This is a genomic window from Actinoplanes sp. L3-i22 (genome assembly GCF_019704555.1).
In the GTDB taxonomy this organism is placed as follows: Bacteria; Actinomycetota; Actinomycetes; order Mycobacteriales; family Micromonosporaceae; genus Actinoplanes.
On the sequence record NZ_AP024745.1, the window covers coordinates 8,677,791 to 8,698,918 of the forward strand.

Genomic DNA, 21,128 nt, shown 5'->3' on the forward strand with positions numbered 1-21,128 from the left:
CGCCCTTATTGGCAACATGTCAACAACGTGTTTCCGGTATCCCGCACACCGCGAATCAACCCGCCCGGCGGTGTCCTTCGCCGGCCTGGCACGGCAGGGTGCTCGGATGACGTCGCCGAACCACCACCGCCGGGGCTCCGGGCCGCCGCTGCTGCTGATCCACGGCATCGGCAGCCGCTGGCAGGTGTGGAACCCGATCCTCGACCTGCTGGCGCCGCACCGCGACGTGATCGCCGTCGACCTGCCCGGCTTCGGCGCCTCCCCGCTCTGGTCGCCGCCGGCCGGCCGGATCCCCGGGTCGGTGCCGCACCTCGCCGACCTGATGGAGACGTTCCTGGACGCGCTCGGCCTCGGCCGGGTGGCGGTCGGCGGCAGCTCGATGGGCGGCGGCATCGCCCTCGAACTCGGCCGTCGCGGACGGGCGCGGGCGGTGACGGTGTTCTCGCCGGTCGGCTTCTGGGCGCCGGGCGGCGGGCGCTGGGGGCGCTTCGTGGTCGGCGCGGCCCGGGCCGGGAGCAGCGCGCTCGACCCGCTGCTCCCCCGGCTGATGGCGTCCCGGGCGGGGCGGGCGGCGCTGTGCTCGGTCTTCTACGCGCACCCCGGGGGCCTGGATCCGGCGGACTGCCTGGACGATGCGCGGGCGCTCGCCGGGGCGCCCGGGTTCGGGGCGGCGCGGACCGCGTTCGGGCGGCTCGCGCCCTGGTCGGCGGTCGATCCGGGGGCGCTGACCCGGATACCGGTGACCGTCGCGTGGGGGACGCGGGACGCCGTGCTGCCGTACCGTAATCAGGCTTTTCGGGCTCGAAGGTTTCTTCCCGGCGCGCGCCACGTGCCGCTTCGCGGCTGCGGGCACCTGCCGTTCCCGGACGATCCGCGACGGTGCGCCGACCTGCTGCTGTCAGGGCCAGACGGCCAGTAGGAACGCCGCGTCGGCGGGCGTCCCGGACGGTGCGCGGCACAGGACCCGGACGTCCCCGGGCGCGGCGACGCAGGTCGCGTCCGAGTCGTACGCGGTCACCTGCACGCTCCCGGCCGCCCCGGGCAGACTCACGTGATAGTCCCCCACGCCGGATCGGGTGACCGTGTTCGATCCTGCGCCGCGATTGCGGTTGAAGTCCCCGGTCGCGGTGTAGCCGGCCTCGGACGGGCGGTCGGCGCGCAGGTAGGCGCCGGCCGTGCCGACCGCGAACGTCACCCCGAAGCGGGAGTCCACGGCCTGGCCGGCGGCGTCCCGGCAGCGGACCCGGACGGCCAGATACCGGCCTTCGGGGTAGGCGAACCACCGCTCCACCCCGCACACCGTCGCCGCGTCGCCGACCGCGGTGACCTGCACCGTCCCGCCCGTCGCGCCGTCCTGATGACCGAGATAGACCACGTACGACCCGACGTCCTCCCGGTCCGCCGAGTTGATCCCGCCGGCCTGTGAGTTGAAGCTGTACGCGTCCTCGATCGTCTGACTGGCCCGGCCCGGATCACCCAGCCGCAGGTAGGCCGCGGTGCCGTCGCCGCCGGTCAGGTACCAGTAGCGCGCCGAGAACCCGCTGTCCGCCGGCGCGCCCGCGCGATCGAAACAGGCCACCTCGACCTGCTCGTCGGCGCCGTCCGGGCGCCAGTCCGGCAGTGTGCAGATCCGGTCGTCGGTGGTGACCGGGGTGACCTCGGCGACGCCGCCGTCCGCACCCAGCTTCCCGAAGGTGACCAGGTAGCGGCCGGTCGCCGTCCGCTCGACGCGGTTCTCGCCGGTTGCCGAGTTGCACTGCTCAGCGGGCCGGTAGCGGCCCTCGGCGGGGCGGTCGGCGAGCACGTGCCCGGAGCGTCCGCGGGCCCCGGCCGGGCAGTCGGGGTGGACCGGCTTCGGCTTGGCGGCCCAGGTGACCACCATGATCAGAATCGGCAGCACCCCGCCGACCAGGGCGACCAGGGCGACGATCGCGCTGATCCGCGGCTCGGACGGGCCGGGCCGCGGGCCGGGCGAGATCCAGTCGCCGACCGCGGTCATCGCGCGCGAGGCCAGGCCGTCGAATCGACGGCGCAGGTCCGCGGCGGTCCGGGCCGGCGTCAACGGCATCCCGCGCCGCCGCAGCCTCCGCCGGTCGTCGCCCGCTCCGGGGCCGCGGCGGGCGGGGACGCCGGGCCGGGATCCGCCGGGGTGGGCGGCGCCTGGGTCTTCTTCGGCTTCGCCGACGGGGTCAAGGTGACCGGTGGGTTCACTTCCACTTGGGTACGGGGGTGCGCGCGGCGCGGCTCCACCCGTGGCAGCGGCGTCCGATCACGCATCCGCCCATGTCCGACATTTCCTGATGTGGGCTTCGGCGTGCTCGGCGGCTCTCCGCCCGGCTCCTCGTCACCCGGCAGGACATCGCGCGGCAGGTCGTCGCCCGGCAGAACGTCCCGGGTCGGCTCCAGCTCCGGTTCCTCCGGGGCGAGCACGGTCCGGCGCGGCGCCACCGGACTCGACGGCAGGCGGTCCGACACCGGGGTGAGCGACCGCCCCGCCCCGCCCCGGTCCTCGGTGGACGCGCCGCAGCCGGCCAGCGTCATCCCGGCCAGAACCGCGGCCACCAAGAGGTTTCGCCCTCGAATCACCGAACCTCCACCACACCCGTCTGCTCCTCAAACGACCCACCGCCGGAACGGTGATGCGGTCCGGGCCCTCGCGCTGCCACACTTCTGAGCGGCCCCGCCCGTACCTGATGAGGAGCTCGCTGACATGGCCCTGAACGACGCCGCGAAACTGCTGGCCCAGGCCCGCCACGTGGTGGTCTTCACCGGCGCCGGGATCTCGGCGGAGAGCGGCGTCCCCACCTTCCGGGACGCGCTGACCGGCCTGTGGTCCCGTTTCGACGCGCAGGCGCTGGCCACGCCACAGGCCTTCCAGGAGGACCCGGACCTGGTCTGGGGGTGGTACGAGTGGCGCCGCCAGTTGGTTCAGCGGGTCCGCCCGAACCAGGGCCACCTCGCCGTCGCCCGCCTCGCCACCCACGTCCCGCAGCTGACCGTGATCACCCAGAACGTCGACGACCTGCACGAACGCGCCGGCTCGGAGTCCCCGGTCCACCTGCACGGCAGCCTCTTCAGCCCGCGCTGCGCGACCTGCTCCCGGCCCGCGCCGCTCCCGGCCGGCGACGAGCAGCCCGAGGAGGGCCGCCGGGTCCCGCCGCCGCACTGCGCGCACTGTGCCGGTCTGATCCGGCCGGGGGTCGTCTGGTTCGGCGAGCAGCTTCCCGAGGCGGCGCTGGAGTCGGCCGCCCGGGCCGCCTCGGAGTGCGACGTGCTGTTGACGATCGGCACGTCGGGCCTGGTCTACCCGGCGGCGGAGCTGCCCCGGCTGGCGGCCCGCTCGGGCGCCGCGGTGATCCAGGTCAACCCGCAGCCCACCCCGCTGGACCCGATCGCCAGGGTGAACCTGGTCGGCCCCGCCGCGGAGATCCTGCCCGGCCTGGTCTCTGCCGCCTGGAGCTGAGCTGTCTGGACCTGAGCCGCCTGGAGCTGACGCCAGTCCGTGTAACTCCAGTTATCATAACTGTAGTTATCATAACTGTAGTTACGTTAAGGCGGGCCCGCGATGACGCTCGAACGACCAGCCCGGATGTTCGACCGGGACCGGGAGTGGAAAGCCCTCAGCGCCTTCATCGACGATCCCCGCCCCGGGGCCACGCTGGGCGTGGTCTCGGGGCGCCGGCGCCAGGGCAAGACCTTCCTGCTCCGGTCGCTCTGTGAGGCCGCTGGCGGGTTCTACTTCCCCGCCGACGAGGGCATCGACCGGGAGTCCCTCAACAAGCTCGGCGCGCTTCTCGGGCAGTTCACCGGCGCGCCCGGGCCCATCGCCTTCGAGGGCTGGCATCAGGCTGTCGACGCGCTTCTCGGGCTCAGCCATGACCGGCGCATCCCGGTCGTCATCGACGAGTTCCCCTACCTCGTGCGCGCCAACCCCAGCCTGCCCTCGATCATCCAGAACGCGCTCGCCCCGCTGCGCCCGGAGCGCGACAACAGCCGGGTCGGCCTCCTGCTCTGCGGTTCCGCGATGTCCTTCATGGGCCGCCTGCTCAGCGGCAACGCTCCGCTGCGCGGACGAGCCGGTCTCGAACTGATGGTGCCCACGCTCGACCATCGACTCGCCGCCGAGTTCTGGGGCGTCGACGATCCGGTCACGGCCCTGATGACCCACGCCGTGGTCGGTGGAACGCCGGCCTACCGGAGCGACTTCGCCCGCGACGACAAGCCGGCCGGGCCGGACGACTTCGACGCGTGGGTGATCCGGACCGTGCTGAGCCCGGCCAGCCCGCTGTTCCGCGAGGCGCGCTATCTCCTCGCGGACGAGCCGGACCTGCACGACAGCTCGCTCTACCACTCCGTGCTCGCCGCGATCGCCTCCGGCAACGCGCAGCGGGGTGCGATCGCCTCCTACATGGGACGCAAAACGGGCGACCTGGCCCACCCGCTGACCGTGCTGGAGGACTGCGGCCTGATCGTCCGGGAGCCGGACGTCTTCAAGGACAACCGGACCACCTTCCGGATCGCCGAGCCGCTGGTCACCTTCTACCACGCGGTGATGCGGCCGATCTGGTCCGACCTGGAGTTCACCGACGACACGGCCCGGTTGTGGCGACGCAGCCGCGCGCGTTTCGTCAGTGGTGTGCTCGGGCCGCACTTCGAGCAGGTCTGCCGCTTCTGGACCCGGCACATGGCGCCACCCGAGCTGTTCGGCGACTATCCGAACGTGGCCGGCGCCGGCACCGTCAACGATCCGACCAACCGGACCTCGCACGAGGTGGACGTCGTGGTGTTCGGGCTCGACGACGACAACCGGCGGCCGCTGCTGGCGATCGGCGAGGTCAAGTGGGGCGAGACGATGGGCCTCGGCCACGTCGAGCGGCTGCGCCGGATCCGGGCCCTGCTGGTGGCCCAGAAACGGCTCGGCGCGGAGACCGCCCGGCTCGCCTGCTACAGCGGCACCGGCTTCGCCCCCGAGCTGGTCGAGGCGGCCGCCCGCGAACCGGAGATCGTGCTGGTCGGGCTCACGGACCTGTACCGGGCCGGGCCTACCTGACGGTCAGGGTCACGCCGAGCGCGTTGGTCCCGGTCGACGCGTTCCAGGTGCCCGGGTTGGCCAGCCGGATGGCGTAGGCCGGCGTCGACGCCAGCCGGGCCGACGGGTCCGGCAGGGACAGCGCGATCGGGTAGGCGCCCGCCTTGCGCGGGGCGGTGAACGTCGCCGTCAGCGTGACCGGCCGCGACGGTGACCACGTGCGGACGTCGGCGGCGACCGGCACGGCCTGGGTCGCCGGGCCGGACAGCACGAGACGTACCGGGCGGTTCTGGGCCGGGGCCGCGTACCCCTCGTTGGTGATCGTCAGGCGGACCGTGACCGGACCGCCCGGCGTGACCGAGGCCGGCAGCGTCGCCGAGACCAGGCGAAGGCGGTAGCCGAGCCGCCGCGACGCCTCGGCGCGACCGGCCGCGCCCCACGAGTCCAGCACGTCGGTGTTGAAGGACGGGTTGAGGTACGTCCAGTGGTACGCCGCCAGTTCGGTGGCCGCCGACGCCCAGCCGGAGCGCGCCGACGGGTCGCAGGTCTCGCCGCCGACCAGCATCGACGGGCTCTGCGCGGCCATCCAGGCGAAGTCCGTGGCGGCCGGGAACGTGCCGTAGTCGTCGGTGCCGGCCAGGAAGCAGTCGTCGTGGATCCCGACGCGGGCCGCCGACGCCGCCGGGACCAGCCGCTTCCGGATCTCCGGCGTGCGCACCTGGATCAGCGCCGGCGTCGCGGCGAGCAGCGCGGTGATCACCTGACCGCGGTCCGACCAGTCCGATGTGGTGAAGTTCGTGGTGTAGTACCACTCGCCCCACCGCCCGACGAAGCCCGCCTGGACCGCGGTGATCAGGTCGGCGTTCGTGGTCAGAATCGGACTAAGCTGCCCGATCTGCCGGACCACCCGGGCGACCGGGGCGTCCCGGTCGTCGTCGGCGCTGTAGGCGAACCGGAGGACCAGTTTCACGCCCGCCTGGCGGGCCGCGGCGAAATCCGCCGCGATCAATGCCAGATCGGCGCCGGAAATGGCGTCCAGGTCGCGGTATTTCTCCAGGTAGACGATGCGATAAACGACGCTTCGCGATTGCGACGTACGGGCGGTGGCCAGCTCACCGGCGTCGAGCGGCACCCACCCGCTGCCGTCCGCCCGCAGGTGCGTCTCCGTCCAGGAGAAGAAGCCGCGCCCCGGATTCGCGAAATCGTCACTCGACACGGCGTACGTCCGAGTCGTGGTCTTGATGGTTTTCGGGGTTGCCGCGCAAGCGGTGCCGGGCACCAGGAGAACGGCGGCCGCCGCCACGGCCGGAAGAATGCGCATGACGGCGACCATCGTCGCGCCGGGACCGGACCTGAGAACTATCCGGGCAGCGGCAGATTCCGCAGCGGCCCTTTCCGGACCTTGTTCGAACCGGTCTTCGGCAGGTCGCCGACGACGTCCACGTAGACCGGGATCTTGTATTTCGCGAGCCGGTCCCGCAGGAAGGCCGGCACGTCCCCGGGTTCCAGCGCGGAACCCTGCCGGGGCACCACGAAGGCCCGCCCGACCTCGCCCCACCTGGGGTCCGGCACGCCGACGACGGCCACCTCGGCCACCCCGGGGTGTTCGAAGATGGCGGCCTCGACCTCCGCCGGATACACGTTCTCGCCGCCGGAGATGTACATGTCCTTGGTCCGGTCGACGATCCGGAAATGGCCGGACCCATCGACGACCGCCACATCCCCGGACCGGAACCAGGCGCCGTCCGCGAATGCCGCCGCGGTGGCCGGCGGGTCATTCCAGTAGCCGGGCGTCACGTTCGGCCCGCGGACCAGCACCTCACCGGGCTCACCCGGATCAGTGTCGGTCAGGTCCGGCCGGACGCACCGCACGTCCGCGAAGAACACCGGCAGCCCCGCCGAGCCGACGTGCTCGCGACTCTCCCGCGCCTCCAGGAAGGTCGCGCCGGGCGCCGTCTCGGTCATCCCGTAGCCCTGGCAGAACAGCAGGCCACGCTCCTGGTATCGGTGGATCAGCGCCTCCGGCACGGACGCGCCGCCGGTCATCAGGCTGCGCACCGAGCCGAGATCCGCGCCGGCCCAGCGCGGTGACTGGCTGAGCCCGGCGAACATCGTGGCGACGCCGAACATCCAGGTGACGCGGTGCCGCTCGATCAGGTCGAAGCAGCCGTCCACGTCCCAGCTCGGCATGATCACCGAGGTGCCGCCCTTGAGGAACGTCGGCAGCAGGCACTGGTCGAGCGCCGCGACGTGGAAGAGCGGGGCGCTGACCAGGGTCACCTCGTCGCTGGCCACGTCGACGCAGACGAGCAGGTTGTAGCAGTTCCAGATCAGGTTGCCGTGGGTGAGCATGGCGCCCTTGGGGTGCCCGGTCGTCCCCGAGGTGTAGAGGATCGCGGCGACGTCGTCCAGCCCGACCGATTCATCCGGATAAATTGGCTCTTTCTCCGGAATTTCATCGCGCGAGTAGGTCACCGGCGCGCTGACCGCCGGCATGCCCGGCGCGTGGATCAGCACCGACGCCCCGCTGTGCTGGAGCTGATACTCCAGCTCCGCGGCGGTCAGCCGGAAATTCAGCGGCACGAAGATCGCCCCCAGCGTCCAGGCGGCGAACATCGTCTCCACGAAGGCCGGATGATTCGGCCCGAGATAGGCGACCCGGTCGCCCCGCCGCACCCCGGAGTCCCGGAGTGCGGCGGCGAGCCGGGCGATCCGGTCGTGCAGCTCGGCGTACGTCACCCGCCGCTCGCCGAAGATCAGCGCGACGCGCCCGGGCGACATCGCCGCCCGGCGCGCCGGCCAGCAGCCCAGCCCCGCGTTGTGCATGGGGACAGGCCTCAGGCGTACTGGCGGTAGACGGTGCGGGCGACGCAGGCCGGCTTGTCGACGCCGTCGATCTGCACGGTGAAGTCGAACGTGCTCTGCGTGCCGCCGGGCACGTCGTCGACGCTGACCACGGTCGCCGCCAGCCGGATCTTCGAGCCGACCCGGACCGGGTGCGGGAACCGGACCTTCTCCAGCCCGTAGTTCACCCCCATCTTGACGCCCTCGACCTTGAGGAGATCCCCGAAGAGCGGGATGACCAGCGACAACGTCAGGTAGCCGTGCGCGATCGGGCCGCCGAACGGGCCGCCCTTGGCGCGCTCGGGGTCCACGTGGATCCACTGGTGGTCGCCGGTCGCGTCGGCGAACGTGTTCACCCGCTCCTGGGTGATCTCCAGCCACTCGCTGGCACCGAGGTCCTTGCCCGCGAGGGCCTTGAGCTCGTCGAGCCCGTTCACCACGGTCGTCATTTCGTGTCCTCTCCAAAAAACAGACGGGCGGCATTCAACTTCAAGATCTTTTCCCGTACGGCGTCCTTCAGCTCCAGCTTCGCGAAGTCCGCCAGCCAGCGATCCGGGGTGATCACCGGATAGTCCGAGCCGAACAGCACCTTGTCCTGCAGCAGACTGTTCGCGTACCGGACGAGCTGCGGCGGGAAGTACTTCGGCGACCAGCCGGACAGGTCGATGTACACGTGCTCCTTGTGCGTGGCGACGGCCAGCGCCTCGTCCTGCCACGGGAACGACGGGTGGGCCAGGATGACCCGCAGGTCGGGGAAGTCCACGGCCACGTCGTCGACCAGCATCGGGTTCGAGTACTTCAGCCGGATCCCGCCGCCGCCGCGCACGTTCGCGCCGATCCCGGTCTGCCCGGTGTGGAACAGCGCGACCGCGCCCAGCTCCTGGATCGCCTCGTAGAGCGGGTAGGCCAGCCGGTCGTCCGGCGCGAAGCCCTGGATGCTGGGGTGGAACTTGAAGCCGCGGACGCCGTACCCGGTGACCAGGCGGTGCGCCTCGCGGACGCCGGCCCGGCCCTTGTGCGGGTCGATGCTGGCGAACGGGATCAGCGTGTCCGGATGCGCCGCGCAGCTCTCCGCGATCTCCTCGTTGGCGATCCGCGGGTGGCCGGTGGCGTGCTCGGCGTCGACGGTGAAGACGACGGCGGCCATCTTGCGCTCGCGGTAGTAGTCGGCCATCTCGTCGATGGTCGGCTGCCGATGGCCGTGCGCCTTGAAGTAGTCCGCTGACGCTCCGAGCAGCTCCGGGCTCAGCGAGCTGTGCCCGTCCTTGCTCACCTCGGCGTGCGTGTGCACGTCGATCGCGGTCAGTTGCGAGGTGTCCATGATCAGTTGCCCGGGGCCGCGGGGGCCGGGATGCCGTAGGTCTCCGCTCGGAAATTCCAGGACCCGGCGATGTCATCGGCCGGCCATCCACCCTCCCGGTAGGCGATCTCCTTCTCGGCCGGGTGCGACCAGAGCGCCAGCTTGTCGCCGCCGATCCCGATCGCCTGCCCGGTGATGGCCTTCGAGGCGTCCGAGGCCAGGAACGTGATCAGCCCGGTGACGTCGTCCACGGTCCCGAGGCCCTCGTCATGGCGCAGCCAGGCCGGATAGGGCTGCCCGGTGCGCTCGGCCTCCTCGATCACCGGCGCGAAGGCCGGGATCGTCTTGGTCATCTCGGTCGCCGCGATCGGCACCACGGCGTTCACCGTGATCTCGCTGCGGGCCAGCTCGAGCGCCCAGGTGCGGGCCATCGCCGCGATCCCGGCCTTGGCCGCCGCGTAGTTCGTCTGCCCGAAGTTCCCACGCTGGCCGGCCGGGGAAGCGATCAGGATGATCCGCCCGCCGCCGCCCTGCTCCCGCATCCGGATCGCGGCGGCCCGGGCACACGTGAACGTGCCCCGCAGGTGCGTCCGGATCACCGCGTCGAAGTCGTCGTCGGTCATCTTCCACAGCACCCGGTCGCGCAGAATGCCGGCGTTGGTGATCAGCACGTCGAGCCGGCCGAACGCCTCGACCGCGGCCGCGACCAGCTGCTCCGCGCTCGCGGTGTCACCCACCGCCGCCGCGACCCCGACGGATCCGGGGACCTGCGCCACCGCCGCGTCGACCGCGGCCCGGTCCACGTCGTTGACCACGACCGACGCGCCGGCCGCGGCGAGCGCCCTGGCATATGCGAGGCCGAGTCCCCGGCCGCTGCCGGTGACGACGGCGACCTTGCCGCTCAGATCCATGTGTTTCAACCTCTCACGAGAACGGTGGGTGGCGCGACGGGTTCGGGCCCCGCAGCCCGTCGAACCCGGCGCGCCACCCCCGATTAACAGGATTCCTGTTGATCCCGAGTCTTGAGGATGATCAGGTTTCCTGTCAATGGGGTAATGTCGCAGCATCTTCACGACCGTTCGGAGGACCCCATGCCGTCGCTGCTCTACCTGGTCAAACAGCTCGAGCTGGCAGTCCGCGCCCGCCTGGACGAGGTGGTCCGCGGGCACGGGATCACGGCGCTGCAGTACACGGCACTGACCGTCCTGGAACGGCACGACGGCCTGTCCGCGGCCCAGTTGGCCCGCGACTCGTTCGTGACGGCCCAGTCCATCGCGGACATGGTCCGCGCCCTGGAGAGCCGCGGGCTGATCCGCCGCGAACGCAACACCGGCAACCGGCGCGAGCTGCTGATCCACCTGACCCCGGAGGGGCGCGGACTGCTGGCGACGGTGGCCGGGCCGGTCCAGGAGCTGGAGGCCCGGATGACGGCCAAGTTGACCGGCGCCCAGGCCGACGAGCTCCGGCAGAGCCTGGTCACCGCCTGGCAGTCCCTCTCCTGAGAAGACCCCGCCCGGCCCCGCCGCCCGGCCCCGCCGCCCGGCCCCGCCGCCCCGCCCGGCCCCGCCGCCCCGCCCGGCCCCGCCGCCCGGCCCCGCCGCCCCGCCCGGCCCCGCCGCCCCGCCCGGCCCCGCCGCCCCAAGCGCGGCACGAGGCAGCCCCGGCCCAACGCGGCCCGGCGCAGCGCGACATGGCCCGGCGCGGACCCGGCCCAGCCCGGGCCGAAGCAGCGCGGCATGGCCCGGCCCGGCACAGCCTGGCCCAGCGCGGCCAGCCCGACCCGACCCCACCCGGCCCGACCCGGCCCGGCATGGCCCGGCATGGCCCGGCATGGCCCGGCATGGCCCGGCATGGCCCGGCATGGCGCAGCGCGGCCAGCCCGACCCCACCCGGCCCGACCCGGCCCGGCCCGGCATGGCCCGGCCCGGCCCGGCATGGCCCGGCATGGCCCGGCATGGCCCGGCATGGCGCAGCGCGGCCAGCCCAGCGCGGCCCAGCGCGGCCCAGCGCGGCCCAGCCCCACCCGGCCCGGCATGGCCCGGCATGGCCCGGCGCGGGGCGGCCCGGCGCGGGGCGGCGCGGGGCGGGGCGGCGCGGGGCGGCGCGGGGCGGGGCGGCGCGGGGCGGGGCGGCGCGGGGCGGGGCGGCGCGGGGCGGGGCGGCGCGGGGCGGGGCGGCGCGGGGCGGGGCGGCGCGGGGCGGGGCGGCGCGGGGCGGGGCGGACCCCGCCCACCCAGGGGGCTGACCGCCTCCGGGATCGCTGGGGGCGCGATCGCCACCCCCGATCCTGCCGCAAATCCGCAAGATCACGCCGGCCCCCTGTGGATAACCGCCCAGTGTGGATAACCCCGGCGGCCCCTCAGCCTCGTGGCAGGATCGGAGCAACCGGCGGGAACGCACTCTCGATGTCACGGGCGGCGGCGAGAGCGATGTGCTCCCCCTGCTGGCGGGCGATGACCTGCACGCCCAGCGGCCGGTTCCCGGCTACCCCGGTGGGCACGGCCACCGCGGGCAGTCCGAGGAAGTTCGCCGTGACCAGCAGGCGGTGGGCTTTCCAGAGCTCGGTGGTGGCGGCCGGGCCGGACAGATCGAAGCCGATCAGGGGCATCGGCTGCGTGGTGACCGGTCCGAGCACGACCGGGTAGCGAGCGTGGAAGGCGCGCCACGCCGCGGCATGGACGAACCGTTCCGCCCAGGCGCCCTGATAGGCCGAGGAGGTGTCGAGAAGTTGCACGTCGACGATGTTGTCCTTGAAGTACTGCACTGTCCCCGCCGACAGCGGTCCGGGGAACACCCCGGGGGTGAGCAGCATCGGCGCGTTCTCCGTGGAGGAGAGCTGCCGCCAGATCGTGGCGCACCGGTCGACGGCCGGCGGCGCGGCCTCCTCGACCTCCCAGCCGGCCGCGGCCAGGGCGGTGGCGGCGGACCGGACCGCGGCGGCCACGACCGGGTCGACACCCCAACCGCAGGGGTCGACGGTGACGGCGACCCGGCGCGGGCCGTCGTAGCCGGACGGGTGTTCCACCGTGACGCTGAGCGGATCGAAGTCGTCGGCGCCGTGCATCACGCCGAAGAGCAGGTCGAGGTCGGCCACCGATCGGGCGAGCGGCCCGTTCACCGCCATGTGCTGGATCGACAACGGCAGTGGCTCGACCGCGCGGCTCGGCGCCGCCACCCGGCCGGCCGACGTCCGCAGCGCGGCGATCCCGGCGGCGTGCCCGGGCAGCCGCAGCGACCCGCCGTAGTCGTTGCCGAGCCCGGCGGCGACCATGCCGGTGGCCACCGCGACCGCGTCGCCGCCGCTGGAGCCGCCCGGTACCCGCGCCGGGTCCCACGGGTTCAGCGTCCGGCCGAACAGGTCGTTGTCGGTGTCCCAGCGCAGCCCGATGTCCGGCATGTTCCCGCGGGCGACCGGGATCGCGCCGGCGGCCAGGAGCTTGTCGACGAAGGTCGCGTTGGCCGGCGGAATGTGATCAGCCGCGAACGGCAGGCCGGAGGTGGTCGCCGACCAGGTCAGGTCGATGTTCTCCTTGACCGAGATCGGTACGCCGGCGAGCGGGCCCGGGTCCTCGCCGCGGGCGATCCGCTCGTCGAGGTCCGCCGCGGCCGCGCGGGCCCGGTCGGCGAGTACCACGGTGACCGCGTTGACCTGCGGGTTCACCTCGGCGATGCGGGCCAGACCGGCATCCACGACGGTGGACGCGGTGAGCCGGCCGTCGCGGACCCGGGCGGCGATGTCGCTCGCGGTGAGCTCGGTGATGGCTCGGTTGTCCATGGCTGATCCTTATCGGTCGATGGCAGACGGAACGACAACGGCAGAGTCGACGGCGGACGGAGCGACAACAGCGGAAGCGGCGCCCAATGCGACGGCGCCCGGCCCCGCGACGGCGCCCGGTGCAGCGGCGGCGCCCGGCCCCGCGACGGCGGCCGGTGCAGCGACGGCGCCCGGTTCAGCGGCGTCTGAGGGCAGGACGGTGCAGGTCAGGCGGGTGTCGGCGAGGCGGATTCGCTGCTGGTTGGGGAGGGTCTTCACGGCCAGCCAGCGATGTTCGCCGGTGCCCGGTGCCGGTACGAACTCCGGCGCGTCGCTGCTGGCCACGGTCAGGCGCAGGGCATGGCCCGGCTGGAGCCGGTAGCCGGTGTGCCCCAGGTCGACCGTCACCGGCACCCCGGCACCGGGGGCGAGCACGGTCTGTTGTCCGCGAGCGATCAGCCGAGCGCTGCCGTCCGGCGCCACGTCGACCAGCCGGGCGAACAGGTCCGCCTCCGGCCCGTCCGACCCGAAGACCGTGCTGAACGTGATCGGGCCGGCCAGGTCCAGCGGTTCCGCCACCGGAGCGCCGGTGAAGGCCAGCACGTCCGGCCGCTCGGCGAGGTGCCGCTCGTCCGGATGCTCGGCGAGGAACGAGAACGCGTCCCCGACCGGCGACGGCACCGGGTCCGCCGCGTCATGTGTCCAGGTCAGGACCGGGGAAAGACCATCGAACAACGGCAGATCGATGTGGTACGACCGGGGCGGCGGCCACGCGCTCGCGACGCGATGCTCCGCGTCTCCGGATCCGGCCAGCTGCCACCGCACCCGTGGAATCGCCCGCTCCCGGCCCCGCAGGAACACGTCGAAGAATTCCACGGCCGGATCCAGGTAACGCGGCAGGAAGGACGGATCGGTATTGCCCGTACCGGGAAGGAAGTGGGTGTTGTTCTCGTGGTCGATCGCTTCGAGCAGGAGATATTCGTTGCGCGCCCACGCCGGCCGCCGCTGCAGCGCGCGATGGTCGTCCCAGGACCACGGCGCGCAGTTGTCCCACCAGCCGATCGTCATCAGGACCGGCACGGCCGGCGCGTCGAACGGGTGACCGGCCGGGAAGCGGCGCAGGTTCACCGGGTGCGGGAACCACACGTCGTAGGAGGCGGAGCGGCTGCCGACCGCCGCGAAGAACTCCTCGACCTGGGCCGCGAACGGGCGGCGGGTCCAGTCGAGCTCCCACTCCAGCATGTCCTGATCGTGGAACATGCTGAGCGGGTAGAACCGGGCAACGCCCATCTCCACGTCGTGGGTGCGCTGGCCGGGGATCGGGCCGGGCAGTTCGCCGAGCCGGGTGCCGGTGACCCGCGGGGCGATCGCCCGCAGCGCCGGGTGGCCGGTGGAGACGGCGGCCCACTGGGTGTAGCCGTAGTAGGAGTCGCCCCACATCCCGACCACGCCGTCGGACCAGTCCTGCTGGATGATCCAGTCGAGAGTGTCGTGCCCGTCGTAGGCCTCGTTGACGAAGAGCAGCGTCTCGCCCTCGGAGCGGAACTTCCCGCGCACGTCCTGGACCACCATGGTGTAGCCGCGCGCGGTGAAGTACTCGGCGATCCGGGGCATGAACGTGTACTCGCCGCACTTGTCGTACGGCAGCCGGGTCAGGATGACCGGGCCGGGCGAAAGCTGATCAGCGGGCCGGTAGACGTCGGTGGCCAGGCGTACCCCGTCGCGCATCCGGACCATGTGCTGGGTGGCGGCCGGGGAGATCGGCCCCGGCCCGGTCCGATTGACGGAAACGGTCATCAGAGCACCTCGAAGAAGCGGATGCACACCTGGCCGGCCTCGCCGCGGGCCAGTCCGACGAAGACCGAGGAGGCCAGCCAGGCGTGCGCCGGGGCGTCGGTGCGGAAGACCGGGCTGGTCCGGTAGTAGTACTCGGTCTCGGGCAGGTCCTCGCCCGCCTCGACCCGCGCGTCGATCTCCGGCGTGGCCCGCCAGAAGCCGCGGTTGACGATGTCGATCACCGCGCCGTCGTCGGCCCGCAACAGGTACCGTGCGTCCAACTCGGTCACCTGGCCGCGGGTGACCGACCAGTCGCCGCCGCCGGCCAGGACCACGCCGTTGAGCCGGGGCCCGGCGACCGTGCCGCCGGTGATCGGGGTGAACATCAGGACCTCGTCCGGGCCCCGGCCCACGTGCACGGTCTCGGCCACGTCGACCCGCGCCTCGAAGGCGAAGACGAGCCGGGGATCGGGCAGTTCAGGCATGATGATCCTCGTTTTCTTTGCTGAAATGACAATCAATTAAGCTGTGGGGCGGCAGAGAGGAGCCGGGATGGGGCGCCCGAGCATGGCCGCGGAGCGGACCGAGCAGATTCTGCAGGCCACCGCGCGTTGCCTGCAGAAGAACGGTCTCGCCGGTACGACCCTGGAACGGGTCGCCGAGGAGTCCGGGCTGAGCCGCAGTCACGTCCGGCACTACGTCGGCAACCGGGACGACCTGCTGCGCCGGTTCGCGGACTGGCTGTACACCGGGTACGAGGCCGAGTTCATCGGCCGGATCGCCGGCGCCGCGAGCCGGGACAAGCTGCCGTTCGCGATGGACTACCTGTTCAGCACCGGTTTCCTGCCGATCAGCGACGACGACACGGTGATCCGCGAGCTGATCACGGCCGGGATCGCCGACGAGCGCATCCGGGTCACCATGCAGGCGCACTACACGCAGGCGATCCAGTCGGTCGAGGACGCGCTCGCCGCGGAGTACCCGGCCTCGGCCCCCGCGGCGCGCCGCTCGGTGGCCTACGGGCTGTGGTGCCTGGCGATGGGCAACTCGATGATGGCCGAGATGCAGCTGCCGATCGCCTCGGGCGGCCTGGTCCGCGCCGCCGCCGAGGCCCTGCTGGAACGGCTCAGCCCGCACACCTGACCGGCCGCGACGAGATGGCTCAGCCCGCACGATCGGCCGCCCGCGAAGAATCCGCACGGCTGACCGCCCGCGAAGAAACCGCACGATCGGCCGCCCGCGAAGAATCCGCACGGCTGACCGCCCGGGACGGGACCCAGCCGGGCCGGGGCACCGACTCGATCAGCCGCTTCGTGTACGCGTGCGCCGGCGCGGAGAGCACCTGCTCCACCTTGCCGGACTCGACCACCTGGCCGCGGTTCATCACCACGACGTCCTCGCAGACGTGCCGGACCACCGACAGGTCGTGGGTGATGAACAGGTAGGCGATCCCGGTCGCGGCCCGCGCGTCGACCAGCAGGTTCAGGATCTGCGCCTGGATCGACACGTCGAGCGCGGCGACCGCCTCGTCGAGGACCAGCAGCCGCGGGTTGGCGGCCAGGGCGCGAGCGATGGCGACGCGCTGGCGCTGGCCGCCGGAGAGCGCCCGGGGCAGCGCGGCGCCGTGCCGCTCGTCGAGCCCGACCAACTGAAGAAGCTCATATATACGGACATTCCGCTCGGAAAACGATAAGTCCGTGTGGAATTTCACCACCTCGTCAAGGCAACTGGACACCGTCTGCCGCCGGTCCAGTGACTGATACGGATCCTGGAACACCATCTGCACGGCGCCCCGATCCACCCGGACCGTCCCCGACGTGGCCTTCTCCAACCCGGTGACGATCCGCGCGCACGTGGTCTTCCCCGACCCCGACTCCCCCACCACGGCCAGCGACCCGCCGTACGGAATGTCGAAGCTCACCCCGTCCACCGCGACGAACCCGCCCTTGAACACCTTGCGCAGGTCCCGAACCTCAAGCAACATGCGGCGCCTCCCCGGCGAGAGCGAGCAGGTGACACGCGGCCTGCCCGGTGTCGATCGGCGACAGCACCGGACGCCGCGCACGACAGAGCGCGGAAACGTGCGGGCACCGGTCCGCGAACACGCACCCGGCCGGCGCGTCGGCGGCCGACTGCGGAGCGCCGGGAATGGTCTCCAGCCGGGATCCCGGCCGCACCGCCCCGGGCCGCGACCGCAGCAGCGCCCGGGTGTACGGATGCCGCGCGTCCTCGTGCAGCCGGTCGGCCGGCAGGATCTCGACGACCTCCCCGGCGTACATGACCGCGATCCGGTCGCACACCGCCGCGGCCAGTTCGAGATCGTGCGAGATGAACAGCAGCGCGGTCCCCCGCTTGTGCCGCTGTTCGTTCAGGATCGCGACGACCTCCTCCTGAGTGGTCACGTCGAGCGCGGTGGTCGGCTCGTCGGCGAGGATCAGCTTCGGCTCGGTGGCCAGCGCGGCCGCGATCACCACCCGCTGCAGGAGCCCGCCGGAGAGCTCGTGCGGCCGCTGCCGCATCCGCCGCTCGATGTGGTCCACGCCGACGTCGGCGAGCAGCCCGGCCGCCCGCCGGCGCGCCTCGGACCGGGCGACGCCCTGGTCACGCAGCACCTCGGTGAGGAAGTCGCCGATCGTCCGGACCGGGTTGACGGTCGCCCGCGGGTCCTGGAAGACCATCGCCACGTCCCGGGACCGCAGACGCCGCAGCCCGGCGCCGTCCAGCGCGTTGACGTCCCGATCGTCGAAGCGGACGGCGCCGGTGACCCGCGCGCCGGCGGGCAGCATCCGCAGCACCGACTTGACCGTCATCGACTTGCCCGAGCCGGACTCGCCGACCAGGCCGACCGCCTCGCCGGCGGCCACCGACAGGGTGACCTCACGCAGGATCACCCGCTCGCCGAGCCGGATGCCGAGTTTCTCGAACGAGAGCAGCGTCATCGCTCACCTCCACCGAACCGCAGGGCGAGGCGCTCGGCGACCACGGTGAACGCCACGACGGTGATCACCACGGCGACCGCGGCCTCGATGGACTGCTGGGGGAATCCCGCCAGGATGGACGGCTGACCGTTGGCGATCATCAGACCCCAGTCCGCGGCCGGTGGCTGCAGCCCGAGACCCAGGAACGAGATCGAGGCGAGGTCGATCATCGCGTACCCGAATCCGATGGCGGCCTGGACCACCAGCAAGGGTGCGAGATTCGGCAGCAGATGCCGAAGGCAGATGTGCCGGCCGGAAAAACCCTGGACCGTCAGGGCTTCGATGTACGGCAGGTTCCGCTCCCGGAGCGCCGCGGCCCGCATCACCCGGGCCAGCATCGGCACGAACGCCAGCGACAACGCCACCACCGGCGCCGTGAACCCGGCCCCGAAGATCGCCGCGACGGTGATCGCCAGCACCAGCCCGGGGAACGCGAACAGGATGTCGAGCAGCCGCGACACCGCCGCGTCGAACCAGCCGCCGAACCAGGCCGCGGTCACCGCCAGGACGGTCCCCATCGTGCCGGCCGCGAGGACCACGATCAGCGGCCCGGCCAGGCTGGTCCGGGTCCCCATGATCAGCCGGGAGAGCAGGTCCCGGCCGAGGTCGTCGGTCCCCAGCGGATGATCGCCGGAGAACGCGGCATAGGCGTTCAGCGGGTCGACCGCGTTCGGGTCGTGCGGCGCGAGCCACGGCGCGAGGATCGCGATCAGCACGACCAGTCCGCAAATGATCGCGGCGACCGCAGGAATGAATCGGATTTTTCCGAAACGTTGAGAAAGCGACCGCCCGGGCAGCGCGAGCGTCAGTGAGGTCATGCCTTCACCAACCGGGGATCGAGGACCGCGTTCAGCAGATCCACCAGCATGTTGACCACCACGAACGCGCTGACCAGCAGCAACGACAGCACCTGCACGACGACCAGGTCCTGCCGGGCGGCGCTCTGCACCAGCAGCGACCCGAGACCGCTCACCCCGAACGCCTGCTCGGCCACCGCGGTGCCGGCGAACAGCCCGGCCACGGTCACCCCGGAGACCGCCAGGATCGGCGGCGCGGCGTTGCGCAGCACGTGCCGGCGCAGGACCGCGCGCCGGGGCAGCCCCCGGGCGCGGGCCGCGGCCACGTGGTCGGCGGCGAGTTCGGCACGCACCTCGGTGCGCGTGATCCGGCTGACGTAGGCCAGATATCCGCCGCTCAGGGCGAGCGCGGGCAGTGTCAGGTGATGGATCCGATCCCAGAGCCCCTCGCCCGACCCGTAGACCGGGAACCACGACAGCTTCGTCGCGAAGATCCAGATCAGCAGGATGGCGGCCACGAACGCCGGCGCCGCCATCAGCACCGTGGTCGTCACCGTCAGCGCGCCGTCGACCACCTTGCCGGCCACCCCGGCGAGCACGCCAAAGGCCACCCCGAAGATCAAAATCAGGATTGCGGCGTACGCGACCAGCAGCACCGTCGTCCCGAGCCGCGCCGAGATCAGCGTGGTCACCGGCTCCTTGAGCACCATCGAGGTTCCCGGGTCACCGCTGAGCAGCCCGGCCAGCCAGTGCCAGTACTGCGCCCAGAACGGCTCGTCCAGGTGGTACTGCGCGCGGATCGCCGCGAGCGTCTCCGGGGTGACCTCGTGCCCGCCGGCCAGCAGACTCGCCGGGTCCCCGGGTGCCAGGTACAGCGCCCCGAAGATCACCACGCTGGCGACCGCGACGGTGGCGAGCATCCCGCCGACCTTGCGCAGGAGGAAACCGATCATGATTTTCCGACCTGCGCGGCCCACGCCGACGAGATGTAGCTGAACGATGCCGGCGCCCCGGTGATCCGCTTGTTCAGGAACAGCCGGTTGTAGGACTCGGCGAGCGTGATCTGCAGCTTCGCCGGCCCGAAGATCGCCTGCGCGGCCACGAACGCCTGCGCCGACGCGGCCGGGTCGGTCGCCGACACCGCGGTCACGATGTTCTTGGTGACGTCGGCGTTCTCGTAGTTCGTCCAGTTGAACAGCGCGCCCTTGAGCACGAACCCGGGGGCGTAGTAGAGCGCGCCGGGCACCTCGAGGTAACCGGTGGTCGCGATGAAGTCGATGCCCTTGCGCAGCGTCGGGTCGTAGAACAGCCCGGAGAACTCGGCCGCCTGCAGCTGCTTGATCGTCATGTGCAGGCCGATCTGCTCGGCCGCGGCCTGCGCGATCGTCGCGGTCTGCAGCAGCGACTGGTCTCCGGCCGGCAGCGCGATGACCAGGTCGGTGCGGCTCGGCGCGGCGTCGGTGACCAGCTGCTTCGCCTTGGCCAGGTCGGCCTTCGAGGTGTCCGGCAGCGCGGCGTACCCGGCGTCGTAGACGCTCTTGGCCGGGCTCCCCGACCAGGCCAGCGGCGGGGTGAACGTCTTGAGCGACTCCCCGGCGCCCTTGAGCACGCTGGTCACGAAGCTGGTCTTGTCGATCGCCAGGTCGAGCGCCTGCCGGATCCGCGGGTCGGCGGCCGGCCCGTCGGCGGCGACCGCGCCGAGGCTGACCGTCTCGGTGCTCGGCCCGAAGTACAGCTTGCCGGTCGTCGAACGCTGCAGCGCGGCGATGCTGCCGGCCGGGGCGCCGTAGACGCCGTCCACCTCGCCGGAGAGCAACGCGCTGGTCAGCGTGCTGCTGTCGGTCAGGAACACGAACTGGAAGCTGGCCGCCTTCGCCGTGCGCTCCGCGTCCCAGTAGGCGTCGTTGCGCTTGAGCGTGATCTTCTGGCCGCTCTGCCAGGTGTCCAGCCGGAACGGGCCGGTGCACATCAGCCCGCCGGTCGCCGTACCGAAAGCCTGTCCGGTTTTGACCGCGTATTTTTCCTGGATGATCGCGCCGGGCACGCCGGCCATGTCCGGCACGAACTGCATGTCCGGCGCGGAGAACTTGACGGTGACCTCGAGCGGGCCGGTCTTGTCGATCGAGCTGACGTTCGCGTAGACGTGCGCGGCGTAGGACGCCAGCTTCGGGTCCATGTTCCGCTTCAGGCTGTAGACCACGTCCTCGGCGGTCAGCGCCGAGCCGTCCCAGAACTTCACGCCGTCGCGCAGGGTGATCACCACGGTGGTGGCGTCCTTCTGGGTGACCGCGCTGGCCAGGCCGGGCGCGGTGGAGAAGTCGGGGTTCAGCCGGAGCAGGCTCTCGCAGAGGTTGGTCCCGACCGTGTTCGCCGAGTAGTCGCCGGTCCGGGCCGGGTCGAGCGAGGCCGGCTCGCCGGAGGGCAGCGCCCAGGTCACGGTGTCGACCTCACCGGTGGCCGCCGGGGTGGTCCCGGTCAGCTCGATCCGGGCGGCGGAGTTCGACCCCGAACCCGAGCCGGATCCGCCGCCGCAGCCGGACATCGCGACGCTCATGGCGACCGCCGACGCCATCAACGCTCTTTTGATGATCATCTAAATATCTCCCTGAACTGGGCGTGAGCTCACGTGAAGGCACCGGAACACCGCGGG

At 72.2% G+C, this 21,128-nt stretch carries 20 protein-coding genes; 5 read left to right on the plus strand and 15 right to left on the minus strand.

What is annotated here, in order from left to right:
• The first annotated feature begins 106 nt into the window (after positions 1-106).
• Complete coding sequence (locus tag L3i22_RS38920; RefSeq protein ID WP_221322463.1) at positions 107-919, plus strand: alpha/beta fold hydrolase; 813 nt, start codon at positions 107-109, stop codon at positions 917-919.
• Here the strand turns inward: L3i22_RS38920 and L3i22_RS38925 are convergent.
• Together L3i22_RS38925 and L3i22_RS38930 are read right to left on the minus strand one after the other, a co-directional pair.
• On the minus strand, positions 899-2,068 hold the full coding sequence (locus L3i22_RS38925; protein WP_221322464.1) for a hypothetical protein: 1,170 nt from the start codon (positions 2,066-2,068) through the stop codon (positions 899-901). The genes L3i22_RS38920 and L3i22_RS38925 overlap by 21 nt on opposite strands.
• Positions 2,059-2,586 (minus strand): hypothetical protein, encoded by a 528-nt coding sequence (locus L3i22_RS38930; protein WP_221322465.1) that lies wholly within the window; start codon positions 2,584-2,586, stop codon positions 2,059-2,061. Before L3i22_RS38930 ends, L3i22_RS38925 begins: the two co-directional genes overlap by 10 nt.
• A 124-nt stretch (positions 2,587-2,710) precedes the next feature.
• Between L3i22_RS38930 and L3i22_RS38935 the strand changes: the two genes are divergently transcribed.
• Both L3i22_RS38935 and L3i22_RS38940 read left to right on the plus strand, forming a co-directional pair.
• Positions 2,711-3,463 (plus strand): NAD-dependent deacylase, encoded by a 753-nt coding sequence (locus tag L3i22_RS38935; protein WP_221322466.1) that lies wholly within the window; start codon positions 2,711-2,713, stop codon positions 3,461-3,463.
• 102 nt (positions 3,464-3,565) lie between these two features.
• Positions 3,566-5,050: an ATP-binding protein gene (locus tag L3i22_RS38940; RefSeq protein ID WP_221322467.1), complete on the plus strand. Its 1,485-nt coding sequence runs from the start codon at positions 3,566-3,568 to the stop codon at positions 5,048-5,050.
• On the opposite strand, the gene L3i22_RS38945 is transcribed toward L3i22_RS38940, so the two are convergent.
• From L3i22_RS38945 to L3i22_RS38965, 5 genes are read right to left on the minus strand one after another with little or no spacing between them, the layout of a single operon-like run.
• Positions 5,043-6,350 (minus strand): DUF4832 domain-containing protein, encoded by a 1,308-nt coding sequence (locus tag L3i22_RS38945; RefSeq protein ID WP_221322468.1) that lies wholly within the window; start codon positions 6,348-6,350, stop codon positions 5,043-5,045. The genes L3i22_RS38940 and L3i22_RS38945 overlap by 8 nt on opposite strands.
• A gap of 38 nt (positions 6,351-6,388) precedes the next feature.
• Complete coding sequence (locus tag L3i22_RS38950) at positions 6,389-7,855, minus strand: long-chain fatty acid--CoA ligase (RefSeq protein WP_221322469.1); 1,467 nt, start codon at positions 7,853-7,855, stop codon at positions 6,389-6,391.
• 11 nt (positions 7,856-7,866) lie between these two features.
• On the minus strand, positions 7,867-8,322 hold the full coding sequence (locus L3i22_RS38955) for a MaoC family dehydratase (RefSeq protein ID WP_221322470.1): 456 nt from the start codon (positions 8,320-8,322) through the stop codon (positions 7,867-7,869).
• On the minus strand, positions 8,319-9,194 hold the full coding sequence (locus tag L3i22_RS38960; protein WP_221322471.1) for an amidohydrolase family protein: 876 nt from the start codon (positions 9,192-9,194) through the stop codon (positions 8,319-8,321). Before L3i22_RS38960 ends, L3i22_RS38955 begins: the two co-directional genes overlap by 4 nt.
• 2 nt (positions 9,195-9,196) lie before the next feature.
• Positions 9,197-10,084, minus strand: coding sequence for an SDR family oxidoreductase (locus tag L3i22_RS38965; protein ID WP_221322472.1), 888 nt, complete (start codon positions 10,082-10,084; stop codon positions 9,197-9,199).
• A gap of 144 nt (positions 10,085-10,228) precedes the next feature.
• Between L3i22_RS38965 and L3i22_RS38970 the strand changes: the two genes are divergently transcribed.
• Positions 10,229-10,675: a MarR family winged helix-turn-helix transcriptional regulator gene (locus L3i22_RS38970; protein WP_221322473.1), complete on the plus strand. Its 447-nt coding sequence runs from the start codon at positions 10,229-10,231 to the stop codon at positions 10,673-10,675.
• Positions 10,676-11,532: 857 nt separating this feature from the next.
• Here the strand turns inward: L3i22_RS38970 and L3i22_RS38975 are convergent.
• The 3 genes from L3i22_RS38975 to L3i22_RS38985 are packed head-to-tail and all read right to left on the minus strand — an operon-like array spanning position 11,533 to position 15,188.
• Complete coding sequence (locus L3i22_RS38975; protein WP_221322474.1) at positions 11,533-12,948, minus strand: amidase family protein; 1,416 nt, start codon at positions 12,946-12,948, stop codon at positions 11,533-11,535.
• A gap of 9 nt (positions 12,949-12,957) precedes the next feature.
• Positions 12,958-14,724, minus strand: a complete 1,767-nt coding sequence (locus tag L3i22_RS38980; RefSeq protein ID WP_221322475.1) for a CocE/NonD family hydrolase — start codon at positions 14,722-14,724, stop codon at positions 12,958-12,960.
• Positions 14,724-15,188 carry a DUF3237 domain-containing protein gene (locus L3i22_RS38985; protein WP_221322476.1) on the minus strand — a complete coding sequence of 155 codons (465 nt, stop codon included), beginning with the start codon at positions 15,186-15,188 and terminating at the stop codon, positions 14,724-14,726. Before L3i22_RS38985 ends, L3i22_RS38980 begins: the two co-directional genes overlap by 1 nt.
• 67 nt (positions 15,189-15,255) lie before the next feature.
• Between L3i22_RS38985 and L3i22_RS38990 the strand changes: the two genes are divergently transcribed.
• Positions 15,256-15,846: a TetR/AcrR family transcriptional regulator gene (locus L3i22_RS38990; protein WP_221322477.1), complete on the plus strand. Its 591-nt coding sequence runs from the start codon at positions 15,256-15,258 to the stop codon at positions 15,844-15,846.
• Between the two features lie 19 nt (positions 15,847-15,865).
• Here the strand turns inward: L3i22_RS38990 and L3i22_RS38995 are convergent, their stop codons facing one another.
• The 5 genes from L3i22_RS38995 to L3i22_RS39015 are packed head-to-tail and all read right to left on the minus strand — an operon-like array spanning position 15,866 to position 21,071.
• A complete protein-coding gene (locus L3i22_RS38995) occupies positions 15,866-16,687 on the minus strand; it encodes an ABC transporter ATP-binding protein (RefSeq protein WP_221322478.1) in 822 nt (273 codons plus the stop codon).
• Positions 16,677-17,642: an ABC transporter ATP-binding protein gene (locus L3i22_RS39000; protein ID WP_221322479.1), complete on the minus strand. Its 966-nt coding sequence runs from the start codon at positions 17,640-17,642 to the stop codon at positions 16,677-16,679. Before L3i22_RS39000 ends, L3i22_RS38995 begins: the two co-directional genes overlap by 11 nt.
• Complete coding sequence (locus L3i22_RS39005; RefSeq protein ID WP_221322480.1) at positions 17,639-18,499, minus strand: ABC transporter permease; 861 nt, start codon at positions 18,497-18,499, stop codon at positions 17,639-17,641. Before L3i22_RS39005 ends, L3i22_RS39000 begins: the two co-directional genes overlap by 4 nt.
• Complete coding sequence (locus tag L3i22_RS39010) at positions 18,496-19,431, minus strand: ABC transporter permease (RefSeq protein WP_255657505.1); 936 nt, start codon at positions 19,429-19,431, stop codon at positions 18,496-18,498. Before L3i22_RS39010 ends, L3i22_RS39005 begins: the two co-directional genes overlap by 4 nt.
• Entirely contained in the window at positions 19,428-21,071 is a 1,644-nt protein-coding gene (locus L3i22_RS39015; RefSeq protein ID WP_221322481.1) for an ABC transporter substrate-binding protein, read from the minus strand. The genes L3i22_RS39010 and L3i22_RS39015 overlap by 4 nt, the downstream gene beginning before the upstream one ends.
• Positions 21,072-21,128: the final 57 nt, after the last annotated feature.